General features: G+C 75.3%; 17 protein-coding genes and 1 pseudogene. 11 read left to right on the top strand and 7 right to left on the bottom strand.

All coding sequences use genetic code 11. The features are described 5' to 3' along the window. Window position 1: 1 nt before the first annotated feature. From BS75_RS38555 to BS75_RS38535, 5 genes are all read left to right on the top strand, one after another. Window positions 2-328, top strand: a complete 327-nt coding sequence (locus tag BS75_RS38555) for a HypC/HybG/HupF family hydrogenase formation chaperone (protein WP_042439832.1) — start codon at window positions 2-4, stop codon at window positions 326-328. Next, window positions 325-1,449, top strand: a complete 1,125-nt coding sequence (hypD, locus tag BS75_RS38550; protein WP_034091547.1) for a hydrogenase formation protein HypD — start codon at window positions 325-327, stop codon at window positions 1,447-1,449. The genes BS75_RS38555 and hypD overlap by 4 nt, the downstream gene beginning before the upstream one ends. A 148-nt stretch (window positions 1,450-1,597) precedes the next feature. After that, window positions 1,598-2,587 carry a hydrogenase expression/formation protein HypE gene (gene hypE, locus BS75_RS38545; RefSeq protein WP_231608234.1) on the top strand — a complete coding sequence of 330 codons (990 nt, stop codon included), beginning with the start codon at window positions 1,598-1,600 and terminating at the stop codon, window positions 2,585-2,587. Window positions 2,588-2,902: 315 nt separating this feature from the next. Continuing rightward, window positions 2,903-3,712 (top strand): peptidoglycan-binding protein, encoded by an 810-nt coding sequence (locus BS75_RS38540; protein WP_034091546.1) that lies wholly within the window; start codon window positions 2,903-2,905, stop codon window positions 3,710-3,712. Next, the gene (locus BS75_RS38535; RefSeq protein WP_034091545.1) at window positions 3,709-4,590 is read left to right on the top strand and encodes a helix-turn-helix domain-containing protein; all 882 of its coding nucleotides are present in this window, start codon (window positions 3,709-3,711) and stop codon (window positions 4,588-4,590) included. Before BS75_RS38540 ends, BS75_RS38535 begins: the two co-directional genes overlap by 4 nt. 40 nt (window positions 4,591-4,630) lie before the next feature. Here BS75_RS38535 and BS75_RS38530 read toward each other — a convergent pair whose 3' ends face one another. Continuing rightward, on the bottom strand, window positions 4,631-5,491 hold the full coding sequence (locus BS75_RS38530) for a universal stress protein (RefSeq protein WP_034091544.1): 861 nt from the start codon (window positions 5,489-5,491) through the stop codon (window positions 4,631-4,633). A 198-nt stretch (window positions 5,492-5,689) separates the two neighbouring features. On the opposite strand from BS75_RS38530, the gene BS75_RS38525 reads away from it, so the two are divergent. Then, a complete protein-coding gene (locus BS75_RS38525) occupies window positions 5,690-6,322 on the top strand; it encodes a hypothetical protein (RefSeq protein WP_052070251.1) in 633 nt (210 codons plus the stop codon). 49 nt (window positions 6,323-6,371) lie between these two features. On the opposite strand, the gene BS75_RS38520 is transcribed toward BS75_RS38525, so the two are convergent. From BS75_RS38520 to BS75_RS38510, 3 genes are read right to left on the bottom strand one after another with little or no spacing between them, the layout of a single operon-like run. Next, the gene (locus BS75_RS38520) at window positions 6,372-7,073 is read right to left on the bottom strand and encodes an ATP-binding cassette domain-containing protein (RefSeq protein WP_034091543.1); all 702 of its coding nucleotides are present in this window, start codon (window positions 7,071-7,073) and stop codon (window positions 6,372-6,374) included. After that, window positions 7,063-9,693 (bottom strand): ABC transporter permease subunit, encoded by a 2,631-nt coding sequence (locus BS75_RS38515; protein WP_034091542.1) that lies wholly within the window; start codon window positions 9,691-9,693, stop codon window positions 7,063-7,065. Before BS75_RS38515 ends, BS75_RS38520 begins: the two co-directional genes overlap by 11 nt. Before the next feature lie 4 nt (window positions 9,694-9,697). After that, window positions 9,698-10,201, bottom strand: a complete 504-nt coding sequence (locus BS75_RS38510) for a hypothetical protein (RefSeq protein WP_042439836.1) — start codon at window positions 10,199-10,201, stop codon at window positions 9,698-9,700. Between the two features lie 139 nt (window positions 10,202-10,340). Here BS75_RS38510 and BS75_RS38505 point away from each other — a divergent pair, with 139 nt between their 5' ends. Further along, window positions 10,341-10,931 carry a hypothetical protein gene (locus tag BS75_RS38505; protein ID WP_042439838.1) on the top strand — a complete coding sequence of 197 codons (591 nt, stop codon included), beginning with the start codon at window positions 10,341-10,343 and terminating at the stop codon, window positions 10,929-10,931. Here the strand turns inward: BS75_RS38505 and BS75_RS51085 are convergent. Beyond that, window positions 10,888-11,154 (bottom strand): hypothetical protein, encoded by a 267-nt coding sequence (locus BS75_RS51085; RefSeq protein ID WP_231608250.1) that lies wholly within the window; start codon window positions 11,152-11,154, stop codon window positions 10,888-10,890. The genes BS75_RS38505 and BS75_RS51085 overlap by 44 nt on opposite strands. On the opposite strand from BS75_RS51085, the gene BS75_RS38500 reads away from it, so the two are divergent. Together BS75_RS38500 and BS75_RS38495 are read left to right on the top strand one after the other, a co-directional pair. Beyond that, window positions 11,147-12,304: an ABC transporter substrate-binding protein gene (locus tag BS75_RS38500; RefSeq protein ID WP_331281461.1), complete on the top strand. Its 1,158-nt coding sequence runs from the start codon at window positions 11,147-11,149 to the stop codon at window positions 12,302-12,304. The two genes, BS75_RS51085 and BS75_RS38500, sit on opposite strands and share 8 nt — an antisense overlap. 524 nt (window positions 12,305-12,828) lie before the next feature. Further along, complete coding sequence (locus tag BS75_RS38495) at window positions 12,829-13,440, top strand: transglycosylase SLT domain-containing protein (RefSeq protein ID WP_042439842.1); 612 nt, start codon at window positions 12,829-12,831, stop codon at window positions 13,438-13,440. 100 nt (window positions 13,441-13,540) lie between these two features. Here BS75_RS38495 and BS75_RS38490 read toward each other — a convergent pair whose 3' ends face one another. After that, window positions 13,541-13,921, bottom strand: coding sequence for a VOC family protein (locus BS75_RS38490; protein ID WP_034091541.1), 381 nt, complete (start codon window positions 13,919-13,921; stop codon window positions 13,541-13,543). Window positions 13,922-13,954: 33 nt separating this feature from the next. Next, window positions 13,955-15,478, bottom strand: coding sequence for an MFS transporter (locus BS75_RS38485; protein ID WP_063776590.1), 1,524 nt, complete (start codon window positions 15,476-15,478; stop codon window positions 13,955-13,957). A 175-nt stretch (window positions 15,479-15,653) separates the two neighbouring features. On the opposite strand from BS75_RS38485, the gene egtA reads away from it, so the two are divergent. Together egtA and egtB are read left to right on the top strand one after the other, a co-directional pair. Continuing rightward, window positions 15,654-16,904, top strand: coding sequence for an ergothioneine biosynthesis glutamate--cysteine ligase EgtA (gene egtA / locus BS75_RS38480; RefSeq protein WP_034091540.1), 1,251 nt, complete (start codon window positions 15,654-15,656; stop codon window positions 16,902-16,904). Next, a pseudogene (gene egtB, locus BS75_RS43690) lies at window positions 16,901-18,302 on the top strand (ergothioneine biosynthesis protein EgtB). Before egtA ends, egtB begins: the two are co-directional and overlap by 4 nt. The last annotated feature ends 859 nt before the right edge of the window (window positions 18,303-19,161 follow it).

Below are 19,161 nucleotides of genomic sequence, written 5' to 3'. Positions count from 1 at the left end.
CATGTGTCTGGCGGTACCCGGCAGAGTCCTGTCGATCGAGGAGCGGGACGGCACCCGCATGGCCGAGGTCGACTTCGGCGGCGTGGTCAAGGAGGTGTGCCTGGAGTACCTGCCGGACCTCCGGGTCGGCGAGTACGCCATCGTGCACGTCGGCTTCGCCCTGCAGCGGCTGGACGAGCAGTCGGCGCTGCAGACCCTGGAGCTGTTCGCCTCCCTGGGCCTGCTCCAGGAGGAGTTCGGCGACCCCTGGGCGCTGGCCGCCGACCACGGCAACACCTGGGCCGAGGACGACGCCGCGGCCGCCGCGGCCGAGGGAGGCCGGCCGTGAAGTACATCGACGAGTTCCACGACCCCGACCTGGCCCGGCGGCTGCTCGACGAGATCCATGCCACGGTGACCCGGCCGTGGGCGCTGATGGAGGTCTGCGGCGGGCAGACGCACACCATCATCCGCCACGGCATCGACCAACTGCTGCCCGATGGCCTTGAGTTGATCCACGGACCGGGCTGCCCGGTGTGCGTCACCCCGCTGGAGGTGATCGACAAGGCACTGGAGATCGCCTCCCGTCCGGGCGTGGTCTTCTGCTCCTTCGGCGACATGCTGCGGGTCCCTGGCACCGACCGCGACCTGTTCCGGGTCCGCAGCGAGGGCGGTGACGTCCGCGTCGTCTACTCGCCGCTGGACGCGCTGCGGATCGCCCGGGAGAACCCGGACAAGGAGGTGGTCTTCTTCGGCATCGGCTTCGAGACCACGGCCCCGCCCAACGCCATGACCGTGTACCAGGCCGCGAAGCTGGGCATCCGCAACTTCAGCCTGCTGGTCTCGCACGTCCGGGTGCCCCCGGCGATCGAGGCCATCATGCAGTCCCCGAGCTGCCGGGTGCAGGCCTTCCTCGCCGCCGGCCACGTCTGCAGCGTGATGGGCACCGCGGAGTACCCGGCGCTGGCCGAGCGGTACCGGGTGCCGATCGTGGTCACCGGCTTCGAGCCGCTGGACATCCTGGAGGGCGTCCGACGGACCGTCCGGCAGTTGGAGCGCGGCGAGCACACCGTCGACAACGCCTACGCCCGCGCGGTGCGCCCGGAGGGCAACCCGGCCGCCCGGGCCATGCTGGAGGACGTCTTCGAGGTCACCGACCGGGCCTGGCGCGGCATCGGCGTGATCCCCGGCAGCGGCTGGCGACTGTCGCCCAAGTACCGCGCGTACGACGCCGAGCACCGGTTCGAGGTGTCCGGGATCAGGACCCTGGAACCGGCCGCCTGCCGCAGCGGCGAGGTGCTGCAGGGGCTGCTCAAGCCGCACGAGTGCGAGGCCTTCGGCACCACCTGCACCCCGCGCAACCCGCTCGGAGCCACCATGGTCTCCAGCGAGGGCGCCTGCGCGGCCTACTACCTCTACCGGCGGCTCGACGCCGCCCCCGCGCGCCTGGAGGCGAGCCCCGTTGCCTGAGATCACCGACGTCCTCATCGCCGGCGGAGCAGCCGCCCCGACCTCGACCCCGACCTCGACCCCGACCTCTGCCCCGGCCCCGGCCGTGGCGCTGGACCTCAGCTCCTGGACCTGTCCGGCGCCGCTGCGCGACCAGCCCCGGGTGGTGATGGGGCACGGCGGCGGCGGGGCGATGTCGGCCGAGCTGGTCCAGCACATCTTCGCGCCCGCCTTCGGCGGGCCGGTGCTGGCCCAGCTGGGCGACGCCGCCGCGGTCACCCTGGGCGGGGTCCGACTGGCCTTCTCCACCGACTCGTTCGTGGTCCGGCCGCTGTTCTTCCCCGGCGGCAGCATCGGCGACCTCGCGGTCAACGGCACCGTCAACGACCTGGCCATGAGCGGCGCCAGGGCGGCCTACCTCTCCTGCGGCTTCATCCTGGAGGAGGGCGTCGAGATGTCGGTCGTCGCCCGGGTCGCCGAGGCGCTGGGCGCGGCCGCCCGGACGGCCGGGGTCGAGGTGGCCACCGGCGACACCAAGGTGGTCGAGTCGGGCCACGGCGACGGGATCTACCTCAACACCGCCGGGATCGGACTGATCCCGGCCGGGGTGGACCTCCGCCCGCAACGGGTGGTCCCCGGCGACGTGGTGATCGTCAGCGGCGCGATCGGCGTCCACGGCGTGGCCGTGATGAGCGTCCGCGAGGGGCTGGAGTTCGGCGTCGAGATCGAGAGCGACTGCGCCGCCCTCGGCGGCCTGGTGGACGCGATGCTGGCGGTCACCCCGGACCTCCACGTCCTGCGCGACCCCACCCGGGGCGGGCTGGCCGCCGCACTCAACGAGATCGCGGCGGCCTCCGGCGCCGGGGTCCTGATCCAGGAACGCAGCGTCCCGGTCCCGCCTCCGGTCGCCAACGCCTGCGCCATCCTCGGTCTCGACCCGCTGTACGTCGCCAACGAGGGCAAGCTGGTCGCCTTCGTCCCGCGCGAGCACGCGGAGGCGGTACTGGCCGCGATGCGGGCCCACCCGCTGGGCGCGGAGTCCTGTGTGATCGGCGAGGCGGTGGCGGAGCACCCCGGGATGGTGGTGGCCAGGACCGGCCTGGGCGGCACCCGGGTGGTCGACCTGCCGATCGGCGAGCAGCTCCCCCGGATCTGCTGAGCCCCCGTCAGCGGCCGCCGGAGCGGGCGACGGCCCCGGACGGAGCGCCCCCGGCGCGCCCCGTCCGGGGCCCGCGGCCACCGGTCGGCACCGAGCCTGGCATCCCTGCGGTGCACCTCGCCAGGGCGCCCGGCGGAGTGCCGAGATTGCGGGACGCCGCCCGCCCTGACCTGCCGAGACGTCCGGCCGTGGGACGGAGCGGCGAGACAGTCGAGCAATCATGGACATGTTCAAGCTACGAACGATTAGCATGACGTCCGGGATCTGCGGGGCATCGGGGGTCCTTGACGGGCGGCAGTAGGGGGCTGCGTACGCATGTCACGGTGGAAGGCGTTGTCCGAGTCGCTCGACCCGGCTGTCATCCGGTTCGTGGTGGAACTGCGCGGGTTGAAGGACAGCAGCGGACTGAGCCTCAGTCAGCTCGCACGGAGAACCGGCTACAGCGCGTCCTCCTGGGAGCGGTACTTCGACGGGCGGCTGCTGGTGCCCTTCGAGGCGGCCGAGGCCCTGGCCGGGGCCGTCGGTGCGGACCCGGTGCGACTGCGGGTGCTGTACGAGGCGGCGGCGGACGCCCGCCGGCCCGCCCGGGCCGCACCCGACCGGCCCCCGTCGGAGCCGGAGGCCGGGGCCGGGGAGCCGGACGCCCCGCCGGAGCTGTCCGAGGCCCGGCCGCAGGCCTCGCGCCGCGGTTTCGCCCGTCCCTTCGCCCGCCCCCTGCCGCGCCCCGAACCGCGGACCGTGCTCATCGTGCTCGTCTCCGCCGTGGCCGGTTCCGCGCTCACACTGCTGGCCGTCCAGCCCTGGCAGCCCGACCCCGTCCGACTCTCGACCGCTGCCGCCGCGACCCCGGCGGCGGTGCCGTACTCCTGCCACTACACCCGCAGCAACGGCCTGTGGTTCGCGGGCAACAGCGACACCCGGACCGATCTGGTCGAGGTCGACATGTCGGGGGCCGAGGTGGCCGAACTCCAGTGCCTGCTCCAGCGGGCCGGCATCTCGCCCGGCGGCATCGACGGCCACTTCGGTCCGCTCACCGAGCTGGCGGTGATCCGGGAGCAGCAGGCACAGCACCTGTCCGTGGACGGCCAGGTGGGTCCACAGACCTGGGAGGCGCTGCGCGGATGACGCGGAACACACCGGAGTTCGAGCGACTGGCCGCCGAGCTGCGCGGCCTGCGCGCTCGGACCGGACTGAGCCTGGCGGCCCTGGGGACCGGGTCGGCCTACAGCAAGTCGTCCTGGGAGCGGTACCTCAACGGCAAGTCGCTGCCGCCCTGGCCGGCGGTGCGCGCGCTGTGCCGCCTGGCGGACGAGCCGGAGCCCAGGATCCGCGCGCTGTGGGAGCTGGCGGAGCAGGCGTGGAGCGGACGCGCAGCGGTCGCGCTCCCGCCCCGGCCCCCACTTCCTGAAGCCCTGCCCGGACCCACCGCCGGGCCCGGACCCGCCGACCCCGCAGCCACCGACCCGACGCCTGGTCGAACGCCGGGTCGAACGCCGCTTCGGTGGCGGGTGGCCGCCGGGCCGGCGGCGCTGGCGGCAGCCGTCGCGCTGCCGCTGCTGGCGCTGGTGGCGTGGTTCGCCCACCAGTGGCTCGCCGTCCAGGGCCGGAACCTCGATTCGCATCCGGAGACGGCCATCACCGCCTTCCGGGTCGGCTGCCACGGGTCCGCCTGCGAGGGACGGGACCCGACCGCGATGCTCTGCGGGGTGCAGCCGATGACGCTGGCCCAGTTCCGGACCACCGACGCGGCCGGCCTGGAGATCCGCTACAACCCCCAGTGCGGGGCGGCCTGGACCCGGGTCTGGGACACCCGGGCCGGGGACGAGATCACCATGACCGCGCCGGGCCAGCCGACCCGCAGCACCAGGGTGCCGAACGCCCAGGCCGCCGATGCCTTCCTCTACACGCCGATGGTCGCGGTCGGCCGGGGCACCCCGCTCCGGGCCTGCGTGGTCCCGCCGTCCGCCGCGCCGCCGCAGTGCTTCACCGTGTCCGCGCCGTAGCGCCCGCCCGGACCTCACCGTTGCGGGCGCTGACGGCAGGTCAGTCCATCGGGACGACGGCGACCGGGCACTGCGCGTGGTGCACCACCGCCTGGCTGACCGAGCCGAGCCGGCCCAGCGCGCTGTGCGGTCGGCCGTGCCGGCCGACGACCAGCAGCCGCGCGCCGACCGACCATTCGAGCAGGTGCTTGGCCGCTCCGCTGCGGGCCACCTCCTGGACCACCGCGACCTCGGGGTACTTCTCCCGCCAGCCGGCCAGGATCTCGGCGACCGTCCGGCTGGCCTCGGCCTCGATGTGCCCCTCCTCGTAGACCGGCGGAAGCTCGTGGCCGGGGCCGGTGATCAGCGGGTAGCTGAAAGCGTGCGCCACCAGCAGCGGCAACTGCTCGCGCCGGGCGGCGTCGAAGGCGAAGGCGAGGATCGCCTCCCCCGGCTCCCGGCCGTCGATCCCGGCCACCACCCTGCCGCCCGGTCCCGGGGGCACGGAGCCGTCGGGCACGACCACGACCGGGCAGGAGGCGCGGGCGGCGACGCTGAGGCTGGTCGAGCCGACCAGCAGACCGGGGAACCCGCCGGTCCCGCGCTTGCCGACGACCAGCAGCGGCGCTCCCTCCCCGAGTTCCACCAGTGCCTCGCGCACCGGCTGTTCGGCCACGGTGGTGCTGACCGACAGCCCGGGGTCGCGCTCGGCGGCGCGTGCGGCCAGTCGGCCCAACGCGTCCTCCGCCGAGAGCCGGGCGAGCTCGATCTCCAGCAGCGCCGGGGCCTGCCGCGGGCTCCAGCTCCAGGCGTGGACCAGGTTGAGCGCCACGCCCCGGCGCCGGGCCTCGTCGGCGGCCCAGTCGACGGCGGCGGTGCTGTCCTCGGGGCCGTCGACCCCGACGATGACGGAGAGTGCCATGGGGTTGCTCCTCGCAGATCCGACCGACAGTCCGATCGTCGATCGCCCCCGTCGCGGTGTCCACCGCACGTCCGTCGCCGCCGGGCCGCGGAGCGCCCCGCGTTGGGCCGGATGCCCGTCCGCCGGGCCGCCCCGGCCGCGCGGCCCGAGACTGCCTCGGGGGGACACCGATCTCATCCGGAAGGACCTGCAGTGAGCATGCGAAAGACTCTCGGCTGCACCGTTGCCGCCCTCGGCCTCGCCGTCCTGGGCGGGGCGCTCAGCCCGGCCCAGGCCGCGACCGCCCGCCACACCACCCATCGGACGGCCGAACGTGCCGCTGCTGCCGACCAGCTGACGCTGGCTCAGCTCACCGACAAAGTGCTGGAGCACGTCCAGGCGGAGTACCCGACGGTGACCACGCTGATGCTGGCGAGCGGGGAGTCGCCCAGCGGGCCGACCACCGACATGGCCAAGGTCACCCGCTGGGACTTCGTCCTGAACAACTCGGTCGCGGGCGCGATCGGCAGCGTCGAGGTCGCGGCCGACCTCGACGGCACCGTCTCCGGCATCAGGACCAACGCCCAGCGCTGGGGCGGGGTGCTGCCGATCGACCTGCCGATCACCCTCCAGCCCGCCGAGGCGTACGACATCCTGGCCGGCGCCGGGCACGCCGAAGCCTTCCAGTTCGTGTCGCTGGTGAAGCCGCTGGTGCCGGACGCGCGCACGCAGTACCACTTCTCCAATGTGCGCGGCGGCAGCCAGGGCTGGGCGGTGGACATGAACCGGCCGCACGAGGTGCGCCCGATCCTCGGCAGCGGCCTCGGCTCGCTGGAGCCCGGGGACTGCTGAACCCCGCCCCTCCCCGCCCCTCACCGCCCTTCCCCGGCCCGGGCGTCCGCTACCGCTCCGGTGGCCCGCCCGGGCCGGGACCGTCCCGGAGCGCCGGCTCACCGGGTTCGCCGACGAAGGCCACCGAGCCCCGGTGCAGCAGGTAGACCAGGTCCACCGGCAGGTCCGGCGGCAGCGCCTGCTCGGCCAGCAGCACGGTCCGGCCGGCCGCGACCGCCACCGCCAGCGCCGCCCGCACCCGGGCGGTGACCGGGGCGGCCAGCCCGCGTCCGAACTCGTCGAGCAGCAGCAGCCGGGCCGGTCCGGCCAGTGCCGGGGCGAGCGCGACCATCTGCTGCTCACCGCCGGAGAGCGTCCCGGCCCGACGGTCGAGCCGGGGCCGCAGCTCCGGGAACAGGTCGAGCGCGCTCTCCCGGGCCGGCCCGGTGAGCCGGGAGAGGTGCTCGGCGACGGTGAGCGAGGGGAAGACCGCACGCTCGGACGGAACCAGGGCCAGCCCGAGCCGCGCCCGGCGGTAGGCGTCGAGGCGGGTGATGTCCCGCCCTGCGGTCGATCCGCCGTGCCAGCTCACCCGTCCGCCGGAGAGCCGCACCGACCCGGCCAGCGCCTGCAGCGCCGTACTGCGGCCCGCGCCGTTGCGGCCCAGCAGCACCGTCAGCCGGGCGGTCGGGACCCGGAGGTCGACGCCGTGGAGGGCCTCCAACGGGCCGTACCGCACCCGGGCCCGCTCCAGCGCGATCTCAACGGCCATCGGGGGTGATCCTTCCGGCGCCCATGGTGTGCACCCGGTCCGCGATCCGGTCCACCAGCTCCCGGTCGTGCTCGACCAGCAGCACCGCGAGGCCGTTCCCGGCGAGCGCGGTGAGCAGCACGGCCAGCCGCTCGGTCTGCTCCGGGTCCAGCCCGGCGGCGGGCTCGTCCAGCAGCAGCACGCCGGGGTCGGCGGCCAGCGCGCGGCCCAGCTCGACCAGCCGCAGGGTGCCGGTGGGCAGGCTGCCGGCGGGGCGCTCGGCGTCGCGGCCCAGGCCGAGCAGGCGCAGCGTCCGGGCGACGGCGGCGTCGGCCTGCCGGCCCCGGCAGCCGCCGGCCTGTTCGGCGCCGACCCGCAGGTTGTCGGCGACGGTGAGCCGGGCGAACACGGCCACCTGCTGGAAGGTCCGGGCGAGGCCGAGCCGCGCCCGGACGTACTCGGGCAGCCCGGTGATGTCGCGGCCGTCGAGTCGGACCCGGCCGGCGTCGGGGTGGAGGTCCCCGCTGAGGCAGCGGAAGAGGGTGCTCTTGCCCGCACCGTTGGCTCCGGTCAGCGCGGTGATCCGGCCCGGCGGGACCTGGAGCGACACCCCGTCCAGCGCGGTCACCCCGCCGAAGCGGCAGACCAGCCCCTCGGCCCCGAGCCGGCTCCCGCCCGGACGCACCGGGCTCATCCGGCGCCGCCGGGCGGTCGGACCCGCTCGGCCAGCGCCCGTCCGCGCGCACTCAGCCGTACCGGCCGGGCTCCGCCCCCGCCGGGCGCGATGCCCGGCCCGGCTCGGCGAGGGCGGGCGGCGCGGGTCGGCGGGGCCCGGCAGCCGTCCGCGCAGCAGCGCGAGGACGCCCACGGCGACGGTCGAGACGCCCGCCGCCGTGGCCGCGTCCACCGTGGTCAGCGCGGCCGCCGCGAGCACCGCGCCGGTCGCGCTGCCCGCGCCGAAGACCACCACCGCCGCGAACCACACCAGCCCGAGGACCGGGTCGAAGGCGTCCGGGTCGAAGGCCTGGGAGCCCAGGCCGAGCAGCCCGCCGCCGAGGGCGGCCAGCGCCGCGCCGACGGTGAAGGCCAGCAGCTTGAGCCGGGGCACGTTCGCCCCGGCGGCGCGGGCGGCCGGCTCGTGGTCGCGCACGGCGCCCAGCGCCCTGCCGGTCCGGCCCTTCCGCAGCGCCCGCACCAGCAGCAGCGCCGCCCCCAGCAGCAGCAGTTCGACCGCGTAGAAGGCGCGGTCGTCGGCCCAGGCCCCGGTCCGGTCCAGCAGCAGTCCGGAGGTGAAGAAGGGCTGTTGGAAGACGAGTCGGTTGATCGCGGTGCCGACCGCGAAGGTGGCCAGCGCCAGCGCGAGTCCGCGCCGGCGGATGGCCGGCCGGCCGACCAGCAGTCCGAACGGGGCGGTGACCAGCACCGCCAGCAGCAGCGAGAGCGGGGCCGACAGGGCGGGCAGCCCGGGTACGGCGCCCCCGGCGAACGCCCCGGTCAGCAGCGCGCCCAGCCCGGCGTACCCGGCCTGGCCGAGCGAGATCTGCCCGCCGTAGCCGGTGACCACGACCAGCGAGAGCAGGACCAGCCCCAGCCCCGGGCCGGGGAGCAGCAGCCGGAGGTCGTCCTCGCGCAGCGCCAGCGGACCGATCAGCATCACCAGGGCCCCGGTCAGCCTGAGGGCGCCGCCGGGGACGGCGTGGGTCCGGTCCTCGGAGGGCAGCGGCTCCGGGTCAGTGGTGCCCGGGCCGGTGAGCCGGCCGGGGATCAGCACGGCCGCGACCAGGGCCAGCACGAACAGGTTGGCGCTGACCGCCTGCAGCAGGGCCTCGGCCCAGCCGGTGAGGTGAACGGCCGTCAGCTCGCTCTGCCCGATGCCGAGAGCCAGTGCGGCGGCGACCGCCAGCGGCAGGCTGCTCAGACCGGCGGCGACGGCCACCGCCATGGTCTCCATGACCAGCAGCGGCAGCCCGTAGGGGTCGAGCCGGAGGCCGGGCGCGAGCAGCACGCCGGTGAGGCCGGCCGTGAACGCGCCGAAGGCCCAGCCCACCGAGGACACCCGGTCGGCGTCCAGGCCGGAGAGCTCGGCGAGCCGGCGGTTGTCGACCACGGCGCGGACCGTGGTGCCGAAGGGCGTCCAGCGGTCCACGGCGGCGACCCCGGCGGTGATCAGCAGCACGGCGCCGAGCTCGACGACGGTGTCGGCGGTCAGCCGCAGTCCACCGGGGGCGACCAGCAGCAGGGTCGACCCCACCACCACCGGCGCGTCGCCGAGCGGGGTCAGTCCCCAGAGCAGCGCCGCCGCGCCGACCAGCAGCACGAACACCCCGATCCCGGCGACCAGGGTCTCGGCGGTGCCGGCGCTGCGGCGCTGGAGCCGCCGGAACACCGCGACGTCCATCAGCACGCCCAGTCCGGGGGCGAACACCAGCACGCAGCAGGCGATGGCCAGGACCCGGGGCCAGTGCCAGACCACCACGGTCTGCCGCAGCGCGTAGGCGGTGACCATGGCGACCGCGCCCTGGGCCAGGTTGAGCACGCCGGTGGCGCGGTAGCAGACCACCAGTCCGATGCCGGACAGCGCGGCGGCGCTGCCCACGGTGATCCCGGCGAGGGCGAGGTCGAGCAGCAGCGGCGCGGCCATCCGCTCAGACCGCCGGCGGGTCGCACAGCGGGCACGGGCGCAGCCCGCGTTGGGCGGCCTCGGCGGGGGTGACCGGCCGGGGGTCGCGGTCGCCCGCCACCAGCGGGCAGTCGGCCCGGTGGTAGGTGCTCCCGCCGGCCACCGCCAGCAGCGCCTCCTCCGCTCCCCCGGCTCCGGTGCCGGCTCCGGCCGTCTCCGGCGCGGGCTCGGTCAGCAGGCCGTGCAGCTCCGCGACCTGCCGCCGCAGCCGTTCCGGGCCCGGGCCGCCGTCCCGACCCCGGTCGCGCCCGGCCAGCAGCACCAGTCCGCCGACGATCAGCGCCGTGCCGGGGGCGGTCGCCGACGCCAGGTAGGGGATCTGCCGGGCGGCGTAGACCTCCCCGGAGACCCCGTACCAGCCGAGCGCGCAGAGCAGCGCGCCGGCGGCGCAGCAGATCCACCCCAGGTAGGGACCGAGCGTGCGCAGCGCCGCCACCGCCCGCTCGGCCGAAGGGCGCGGGCCCGTCATCAGCTCCCCTGTCGATCGGCTCGTCCGAGCGCCGCGACACGTACAGTTGCCGTGCGACCACGCCGGGTTACCGATAGCCTACGGGACAGCCGGTGCCGGAGGCGTCGGAGGGAACACCGAGTCGGATGGTGAGGGCTCCATGGTCAACAGCTCCGCAGTGCTACGCGGCTACACCCCGGTCGCGCTGTTCGGGGCAGCCGTCCTACTGACGGCCACGGCCTGCAGCAGCAGTGGCGGCGGCTCGACGGCGTCGGCGAGCAGCACTCCCGCCGCGACGTCCAGCGGCCCGACGGGGTCCGGCACCTCGACCTCGATGGCCTCGGAGTGCGGCAGCATCGGCACGCCGACCGTGACCGGCACCGGACCGGCGGACCCGACCGCCGCGGGCAAGCAGATCGCGACCACCTTCCAGGAGTTCTTCGACCCGACCACGCCCACCGACACCAGGATCGGCCTGTTGCAGAACGGCGCCCTGTTCGCCCCGGTGCTCAAGGGCTTCGCCGGCAACCCGCTCGCGGCCAAGGCCACCGCCACCGTGACCGGCGTCGCCTTCACCGGCGCGACCAGCGCGAACGTCACCTTCAACCTGTGCCAGAGCGGCAAGCCGGCGCTGCCGAACGCGGCCGGGAAGGCCGTGCTCAGCGGCGTCACCTGGAAGGTGGCCGACAACACCCTCTGCAGCCTGGTCAAGCTCGGCAACGGCGGGGCCGCCGTGCCCGGCTGCTCCTGACCGGGCACGGGAACCGGGCCGCCCGGCCGAAGGCCCGGCCCCGGCCGAGGCGGAGGGCGTGGACGCCGGTCCCGGCCGCGCTGCTGCCGGCGGCCCTGCTGGCGGCCCTGCTGCCGTCCGCGCTGGCCGGCTGCGGCAGCAGGCTGCCGGTCCGCGACTTCGGCGGCGCCCGCCCGGCGGCCTCGGGACCGGCGGCCCCGGCGGCGCCGATCACCGTGGGCATCGTCGCCTCGATCAGCAGCGTCCTCGGCACCGAGACCTTCAGCGGCCCCTCCTACGGGGCCCGGGCGTTCTTCCAGGCGCTGGACGCCGGCGGCGGCGTGAACGGCCACCCGGTCCGGGCCGTGCTCTGCGACGACAGCGGCGACGGCGGCGACAACCAGACCTGCGTCCACCAGCTGATCGACCGGGACCACGCGGTGGCGCTGGTGGCGACCACCGCGTTCGACTACGCGGGCGCGCCCTACGTCAGCGCCCAGGGGGTGCCCGACATCGGCGGCCAGCCGATCGGCAGCGCCTACGACCAGTACCCGCACCTCTACCAGATCTACGGCAGCTCGGAGCCGAGGAACGGCCGGTCGGTCGGCTGGAACGGCGTCGAGTACCAGACCACCGAGGTCTACCGCTGGTTCGAGCAGCGACTCGGGCTGCACGACGCGGCCGTGGTCTCCTACAACCAGGCCGCCTCGGCCGGCTACGCCGCGCAACTGGTCCAGGGGCTGCGGGCGGAGGGCTACCGCGTGCTGAACGAGACGGTGGACTTCGCGCTGCCGAACTTCGCCGCCGTGGCCGCCGGGATGAAGGCCGCCGGGACCCGGCTGCTGATGGACGCGCTGGACACCCAGGGCAATGTCGCCCTGTGCCGGGCGATGGCTTCGGCGGGGGTGTCGGTGGCGGCGAAGGTCACCAATGTGCAGAACTGGTCCGCCCGGGCCGGATCGGACTACAGCGGCGTCCCCGGCTGCCTGGACGCGCTCTGGGTGACCTCCGACAGCCGCTCCTACGAGGACGTCCGGTACCCGGCCGTGGCCGCCTTCCGAGCGGCGATGCGCCGCTACTACCCGTCCCGGGAGCCGCTGTTGTCGCAGTGGGAGCTCGAAGGCTGGGCGGCGGCCCAGTGGTTCACCGACGCGGCCGGATCCTGCGGAGCCCAGGTCGACCGGGCCTGCCTGGACCGCTACATGACGCGGGATCAGCTGTACGACGCGCACCGGCTGCTGATCCCGACCGACTTCGTGGCCGAGCCGCCGCCGACCGGGCCGCAGCACGCCTGCCTCAATGTGGCCCGCTGGCAGGGCGGCGCCTGGGTGACCCAGGTCCCGGACATGGACACCAACTGCTTCACCGTCCCCGCCCTGCCCTACCGTCCGTGAGCGGACAGCTACCGGGCAGGTAGCCGAAGCCCGGCCCGGCGACGGCCGGTGGCCGATCGGGCACGTTCCGTGGTGGCCCGCCGGGGTCGACCTCCGGCGCTGCGCCGGTGACCGGCGCCACACCGCCCGGCCGACGGCGGACGCCGTCGGATGCCGCTCCGACCCCGCCTCCCCCTTGCGCCGCAAGGGCCGGCGCCGCCTCCGGGACAGCCGGATGGGCAGGATGTCGCTTTCAAGGTGAATGTGGCCTCTGGCACTTCTGCCCATATTTTCTTGTTCCAACCACATCTGCGTGTGACGGTGGTGGAGCAGGCGAACGAGACGCCTGCTGAGCGCGGCACCGTGAGTCGGAACCACCCAGGTTCGCTCGCGCGCCATCCGCGCTCCTCCCCGCTCGGGCGGGCCCGGTCAGCGACCGCCCCCGAGCACCCCCGGCCCCCTGGGCGATCGGGGACCCGCGGTCCGTCGACCGCCGGCCCTCCGCTTCGTCGCGGCCGTTTCTGCCCCGCCTTCATTGGAGTGATATGCACCTCAACGCCCGCACGTCCGCAGGCATCGCCGCTGCCCTCGTGCTCGCGTCCGCCGCAGCCGCCACTCCGGCGTTCGCGTCGGTCGGCAGCAAGCACGGCACCGTCGCCCACACCCAGGCCGCCCCCGCGGCCGCCAAGGCCGACGCCCCGGTGCAGACCGTGACCAAGAGCCCGGACAAGGCCCCGGAGAAGGCGGCCGAGAAGGCCCCCGAGAAGGCCCCGGCGGCTGCCAAGCCCGCCGAGAAGGCCCCGGTCAGGACGGCCTCCGTGTCCTACCCGAACAACCTGGACGGCTGGATCGCCCAGGCCCGCGCCATTCTGGCCGCGCACGGTGACAACGTCCCGTCGGCCGGCGCCATCAAGGCCCGCGCGCTGACCGAGTCCTCGGGCAACCCGCTCGCCGAGAACCACTGGGACGCCAACCAGGCGCTGTACGGCGGCACCTACGGCCTGCTCCAGACGATCAAGCCGACCTTCGCCCAGTACGCGCTGCCCGGCCACACCGACATCCTGAACCCGGTCGACTCGATCATCGCCGGCGTCCGCTACGCCGACGCCCGTTACGGCTCGTTCACCACGATCGCCTACACCAAGGCCGGCTACTGACGCCGGACCCGTCCCCACGGGGCCGCCGACACCGGTCCCGCCGAGGTGCCGTGACACCGCGTCAGCCCCTGTCCCCGACGCGGTCGGACCACCCTCAGGCTCAGTCGGCCCGGGGGTACCAGCGCAGCTCGACGGTGTTGCCGTCCGGGTCGAGCACATAGACCGACTGGGCCTCGCCCTGGGCGCCGTAGCGCGTCCCGGGGCCGTCCAGCACGGTGAACACCCCGGAGTCGATCACCGCCTGCCAGTCCAGTTCCGCGACGACCAGGCAGAAGTGGTCCATGTTGGAGCCGTCGCGGTCACCGTGGACCAGGTCGATGATGGCGGTGCGGCTCACCCGCACGGACGGGAACGGCGCCTTGCCCGCGCGCCACTCGTCCACCCGCACCGGCTCCAGGCCGAGCGGTCCGCAGTAGAAGTCGAGCGACCGCTCGACGTCGCTCACTTTCAGCACGACATGATCGAAACCGATGACCCGCACGGTCGCCTCCAGGAGTGGGCCTGCACAGCGAGCCTAGCCGCCCTGCGCGCTCCGGGCGGCGCCCGGTGCGGCGTCCGTTCCGGCGCCCGGTTCCACGGGCACTCCGGGCCGGTGGTCGATCATCAGGAACGCGATCACCGCCGCCGCCAGCAGGATGCCCAGCGCGACCGCCGCCGCGACGGTGTAGCCGTGCACCGCACCGGCGTTGACCACCGCCGGACTCGCCGCGTTCCGGCCGACCAGGTAGGCCGTGGTGGCACTGGCGGCGATGGTGTTCAGCAGCGCGGTGCCGATGGAACCGCCGATCTGCTGGGCCGAGTTGATGGTCGCCGCGGCGGCGCCGGTCTCGCGCGGGGCGACCCCGAGGGTGGCCAGGCTCAGACAGGGCATGAAGACCAGGCCCATGCCCAGGCCGAGCAGGATCTCGGCCGGGAGCACCGTGGTGGCGTAGCCGCTGCCGGGGGTCAGCCGGGTCATCCAGCCCATTCCGCAGGCGGCCAGCAGCAGTCCCGGCACCACCAGGTTGCGGGTCGGGACCCGGTTCATCAGCCGGGCCGCCATCCCGGTGGAGCTCAGCACCAGCGCCCCGGTCAGCGGCAGGAAGGAGATGCCGGTCAGCACCGGCGAGTAGCCCTTGATCTGCTGCTGGTAGAAGGTGAGGAAGAGGAACAGGCCGAACAGGCCGATCACCGCCAGCCCGACCGAGAGCGCACCGCCGCCGCGGTTCCGGTTGCCGATGATGTGCAGCGGCAGCAGCGCGTGCGTGGTCCGCCGCTCGACCAGCACGAAGGCCACCAGCAGCAGCGCCCCGCCGATCAGGCAGCCCAGCACCTCCGGCGCGGCCCACCCGCTCGACTCGGCCTCGGACGTCCCGTAGACGATGGCGAGCAGTCCGCCGCAGCCGAGGAAGGCGCCCGGCAGGTCGAGCCCGACCCGGCGGCCCTTGGCGATCCGGTCGTCCGGGATCAGCCGGAAGGCGGCGAGCGCGGCGCAGATCGCGATCGGCACATTGACGAACAGGCACCAGCGCCAGTCCAGGTACTCCGTCAGCAGGCCGCCGGCGATCAGTCCGACGGCACTGCCGCCGCCGGCGATGGCGCCGAAGATCCCGAAGGCGATGCTGCGCTCCTTCGGGTCCCGGAAGGTGGTCGACAGCAGCCCCAGCGCCGAGGGCGCGAGCACCGCGCCGAAGGCGCCCTGCAGCGCGCGGGCGGCGAACAGCATCACCGGGTCGACCGAGCAGCCGCCCAGCGCCGAGGCGCCGGCGAAGCCCAGCAGTCCGATCAGGAAGATCCGCTTCCGGCCGACCAGGTCGCCGATCCGGCCGCCGAGCAGCAGCAGTCCGCCGAAGGCCAGGGTGTAGGCGGTGATCACCCACTGCCGGTCCCCGACCGAGATGCCGAGGTCCTTCTGGGCCGAGGGGAGCGCGATGTTCACCACCGTGATGTCGAGAACGATCATCAGCTGGGCGACGGCGATCACGGCCAGCGCCCGCCATCGGCGCGGATCAGGGGTCGGTTCGACAGCGGTCTCGACGGCGGTTCGGGACGAAGTCACGGCAGCAGCCCTCCCACGGGGACGAGGCGGCGAATGCGGACGCGGTACCTCTCGTGGACTTCCCTTGGGCCAAGTCACGGCCGAGCGGATAAATTCCCTCATATCGGAACAAGTCGGGTTGCGACCGCAGACGGAATGCGAGCAACTGATTCCACTGGAGCGACCGAGGAGCGCGATGGGCACCGGTTTGGCGGAGCACGAGGCGCAGGCCCATGTGTACGGGGTCTGCTTCAAGACCGGCCCGCCCCTGCGCACCGGCGTGGAGCTGGAGTGGCTGGTCCAGGACGCCGCCGACGGCCGCCGTACCGTGGACCCGCTGCGGGTGGACCGGGCGCTGGAGCCGCTGGGACGGCCCGGCGGACTGCCGTCCGGCGCCCGGCTGACCCGGGAGCCCGGTGGCCAGGTGGAGCTCAGCTCGCTGCCGGCCGACTCGCTCGCCGACTGCGTCCGCGCGGCCCTGGCCGACACCGGGGCGGCGCGCGGCGCGCTGGCCGCCGAGGGCCTGCTGCTCGCCGACGGCGGACTGGAGCCGTACCGCGACCCGCCCCGGGTGAGCGAGCACCCCCGCTACCGCGCCATGGAGTCCTACCTGGACCGGGTCGGCCCCTGGGGCCGGATGATGATGCGCGCGACCGCCGCCGTCCAGGTCAACCTGGACGCCGGGGACGACGGCAGCGGCGTCACCGGCTACCGGTTCCGCTGGCAGCTGGTCCACCGGCTGGGGCCGGTGCTGGTCGCCGCGTTCGCCAACTCACCGCTGTGGCGCGGGCGGCCGACCGGCTGGCGGTCCACCCGGCGCGCGGTGTGGGAGCGGATGGACCCGAGCCGCACCCGGCCGCCGGAGCCGGACGCCGACCCGCGTGCCGCCTGGGCCCGCTACGCCCTGGACGCGCCGCTGCTCTGTCTGCGCCGCGATCCGCCGCTGGACTGGGAGGCGCCGCCCGGGCTGACCTTCCGCGCCTGGTCGCGCGGGGCGCCGGGGCTGCGCCGGCCCACGGTCGCGGACCTGGACTACCACCTGACCACGCTGTTCCCGCCGGTCCGCCCGCGCGGCTGGCTGGAGCTGCGGATGATCGACGCCCAGGGCGGCGACGGCTGGACCGTGCCGCTGGCGCTGGCCGCCACCCTGCTGGACGACCCGGCGGCGGCCCGCGCCGCCTGGGAGGCCACCGAACCGCTGTGCCCGAACGGCGCCGTGGTGCCGCCCGAAGCAGCCTGGTCCCGCGCCGCCCGCCTGGGCCCGGCCGACCCGGTGCTGGGCAAGGCGGTCCGCTCCTGCTTCGAGGCCGGCCTCGCCGCCCTCGCCCCCACCGGCGCCGACCCGGAGCTGCGCCGACTGGGCGAGCAGGTGGCCGCATTCGCCCTGCGCTACGCCGAGCGGGGGCGCTGCCCCGCCGACGACCTCCTGGAGGGACGCCACCGATGAACCCCGACACCCGCACCCGCTCCGCCGGTCCGGCCCGGTCCGCCGACTCGGCCGGGTCCGCCGCGGCGGCGGCCGAGGACGCCACCGCGCTCCGCGAGCGCGCGGCAGCGGCGCTGACGACCGCCCGCCGCCGGACCCTGGCCCTGACCGACTGCCTGGACGACGCGGAGCTGCTGGCCCAGCACTCGCCGCTGATGTCGCCGCTGGTCTGGGACCTCGCCCACATCGGCAACCAGGAGGAGCTGTGGCTGGTGCGCACGGCCGGCCGGCGGCCGGCCCTGCGCCCCGACCTGGACCACCTCTACGACGCCTTCCGCCACCCCAGGGCCGACCGGCCCGAGCTGCCGCTGCTGCCGCCGGACCCGGCCCGGCGGTACCTCCGCGAGGTCCGCGAGCAGTCCCTGGACGTCCTCGACCGGGCCGGGACGGACGCCGGCGCGGGTCCGCTGCTCGCCGGGGGCTTCGTCTTCGGCATGATCGCCCAGCACGAGCAGCAGCACGACGAGACCATGCTCGCCACCCACCAGCTCCGCCGGGGCCCCGCCGTGCTGGACGCCCCGCCCCGCCGCCCGCCCCGCCGACGCGGCCGAGCTGCCGCGCGAGGTCCTGGTCCCGGCCGGGCCGTTCACCCAGGGCACCTCCACCGACCCGTGGGCGCTGGACAACGAGCGGCCCGCCCACCGGGTGCGGCTGGCCGCCTTCCGGCTGGACACCACACCGGTGACCAACGCCGCCTACCAGGAGTTCATCGCCGACGGCGGTTACCACGAGCCGCGCTGGTGGACGCCGGAGGGCTGGGCGCACCGCTGCCAGGCCGGGCTGGTGGCGCCGCTGTTCTGGCAGCGCGACGGCGAGGGCTGGCTGCGGCTGCGCTTCGGCCGGGAGGAGCCGGTCCCCGGCGACGAACCGGTGGTGCACGTCAGCTGGTACGAGGCCGACGCCTACGCCCGCTGGGCCGGACGCCGGCTGCCCACCGAGGCCGAGTGGGAGAAGGCCGCCCGGCACGACCCGGCCGCCGACCGCTCGCTGCGCCACCCCTGGGGCGACCACGACCCCGGACCGCTCCACGCCAACCTCGGCCAGCACCACCTCCAGCCCTCCCCGGCCGGCAGCTGGCCGGCCGGGGCCGCGCCCTGCGGCGCCCGGCAGCTGCTCGGCGACGTCTGGGAGTGGACCTCCTCCGACTTCGCCCCCTACCCGGGGTTCGCGGCCTTCCCCTACCGGGAGTACTCGGAGGTCTTCTTCGGCCCGGAGTACAAGGTGCTGCGCGGCGGCTCCTTCGCCGCCGACCCGGTGGCCTGCCGGGGGACCTTCCGCAACTGGGACTACCCGATCCGGCGGCAGATCTTCGCCGGCTTCCGCACCGCCCGCGACGCGGACCCCGGCGAGTCCGCCTGATGTGCCGCCATCTGGCCTACCTGGGCCCGCCGACCACGCTCGGCGAGGTCCTGCTGGCCCCGGAGCACAGCCTGTTCGAGCAGTCCTGGGCGCCCCGGCTGCAGCGGCACGGCACGGTCAACGCCGACGGCTTCGGCTTCGGCTGGTACCCGCCGGCCGGGGACGGCGCGGCCGAGGACGGTTCCGCCGAGGACGGTTCCGCCGAGGACGGCGAGGTGCGCGGGACGGACGGGGAGGCCGAGGTCCCGCTGCCCGCGCGCTACCGGCGGGCGCTGCCGATCTGGGCCGACCCCGACCTGCCCGACCTCGCCCGCACCCTGCGCAGCCACGCCTTCCTGGCCGCCGTCCGCTCGGCGACCGACGGCACCGGCCGGGAGGCGGCCGCCGCCGCGCCCTTCCGCGAGGGCCGCTGGCTGTTCAGCCACAACGGCGCGGTCCGCGACTGGGCCCGGCTGCCGCTCGACGGCACCGGCCTGGAGCCGGCCGACCTGCTCGGGCTGGAGGCGCACGTCGACTCCGCGCTGCTCTGGGCGCTGGTCGCCCGGCGGCTGCGGCAGGGCGAGCCCGCCGGGCTGGCGCTGGCCGGGGTCGTCCGCCGGGTCGCCGAGGCGCGCCCGGAGGCCCGGCTGAACCTGCTGCTGACCGACGGCAGCACCGTCGCCGCCATCCGCCACGGCGACACCCTCTGGTACCGCGCCGCACCGGGACGGGTCCTGGTCGCCTCCGAACCGGACCGCGCCGGGCCCGTGACCCCCGGGGGCCTGCCCCAGGGGCTGACCGACGACTGGCACGAGGTCCCCGACCACAGCCTGCTGCTGGCCTCCCCCGGTTCGGTCCGGATCGTCCCGCTGCGCGCCGC

This window comes from Streptacidiphilus albus JL83 (assembly GCF_000744705.1).
Taxonomy (GTDB): Bacteria; Actinomycetota; Actinomycetes; order Streptomycetales; family Streptomycetaceae; genus Streptacidiphilus; species Streptacidiphilus albus.
Note: the sequence above shows the minus strand (reverse complement) of the source record. Positions and strands in the feature narration are given on the sequence as shown.

Coding starts and splice junctions, on each gene's coding strand:
- BS75_RS38555 (WP_042439832.1), top strand. CDS start 2: ATGTGTCTGGCGGTACCCGGCAGAGTCCTGTCGATCGAGGAGCGGGAC.
- hypE (WP_231608234.1), top strand. CDS start 1,598: ATGGGGCACGGCGGCGGCGGGGCGATGTCGGCCGAGCTGGTCCAGCAC.
- BS75_RS38540 (WP_034091546.1), top strand. CDS start 2,903: ATGTCACGGTGGAAGGCGTTGTCCGAGTCGCTCGACCCGGCTGTCATC.
- BS75_RS38535 (WP_034091545.1), top strand. CDS start 3,709: ATGACGCGGAACACACCGGAGTTCGAGCGACTGGCCGCCGAGCTGCGC.
- BS75_RS38530 (WP_034091544.1), bottom strand. CDS start 5,491: ATGGCACTCTCCGTCATCGTCGGGGTCGACGGCCCCGAGGACAGCACC.
- BS75_RS38525 (WP_052070251.1), top strand. CDS start 5,690: ATGCGAAAGACTCTCGGCTGCACCGTTGCCGCCCTCGGCCTCGCCGTC.
- BS75_RS38520 (WP_034091543.1), bottom strand. CDS start 7,073: ATGGCCGTTGAGATCGCGCTGGAGCGGGCCCGGGTGCGGTACGGCCCG.
- BS75_RS38515 (WP_034091542.1), bottom strand. CDS start 9,693: ATGGCCGCGCCGCTGCTGCTCGACCTCGCCCTCGCCGGGATCACCGTG.
- BS75_RS38510 (WP_042439836.1), bottom strand. CDS start 10,201: ATGACGGGCCCGCGCCCTTCGGCCGAGCGGGCGGTGGCGGCGCTGCGC.
- BS75_RS38505 (WP_042439838.1), top strand. CDS start 10,341: ATGGTCAACAGCTCCGCAGTGCTACGCGGCTACACCCCGGTCGCGCTG.
- BS75_RS51085 (WP_231608250.1), bottom strand. CDS start 11,154: ATGCCCACGGTGATCGGCGCCGCCGGGGCCGCCGGTCCCGAGGCCGCC.
- BS75_RS38495 (WP_042439842.1), top strand. CDS start 12,829: ATGCACCTCAACGCCCGCACGTCCGCAGGCATCGCCGCTGCCCTCGTG.
- egtA (WP_034091540.1), top strand. CDS start 15,654: ATGGGCACCGGTTTGGCGGAGCACGAGGCGCAGGCCCATGTGTACGGG.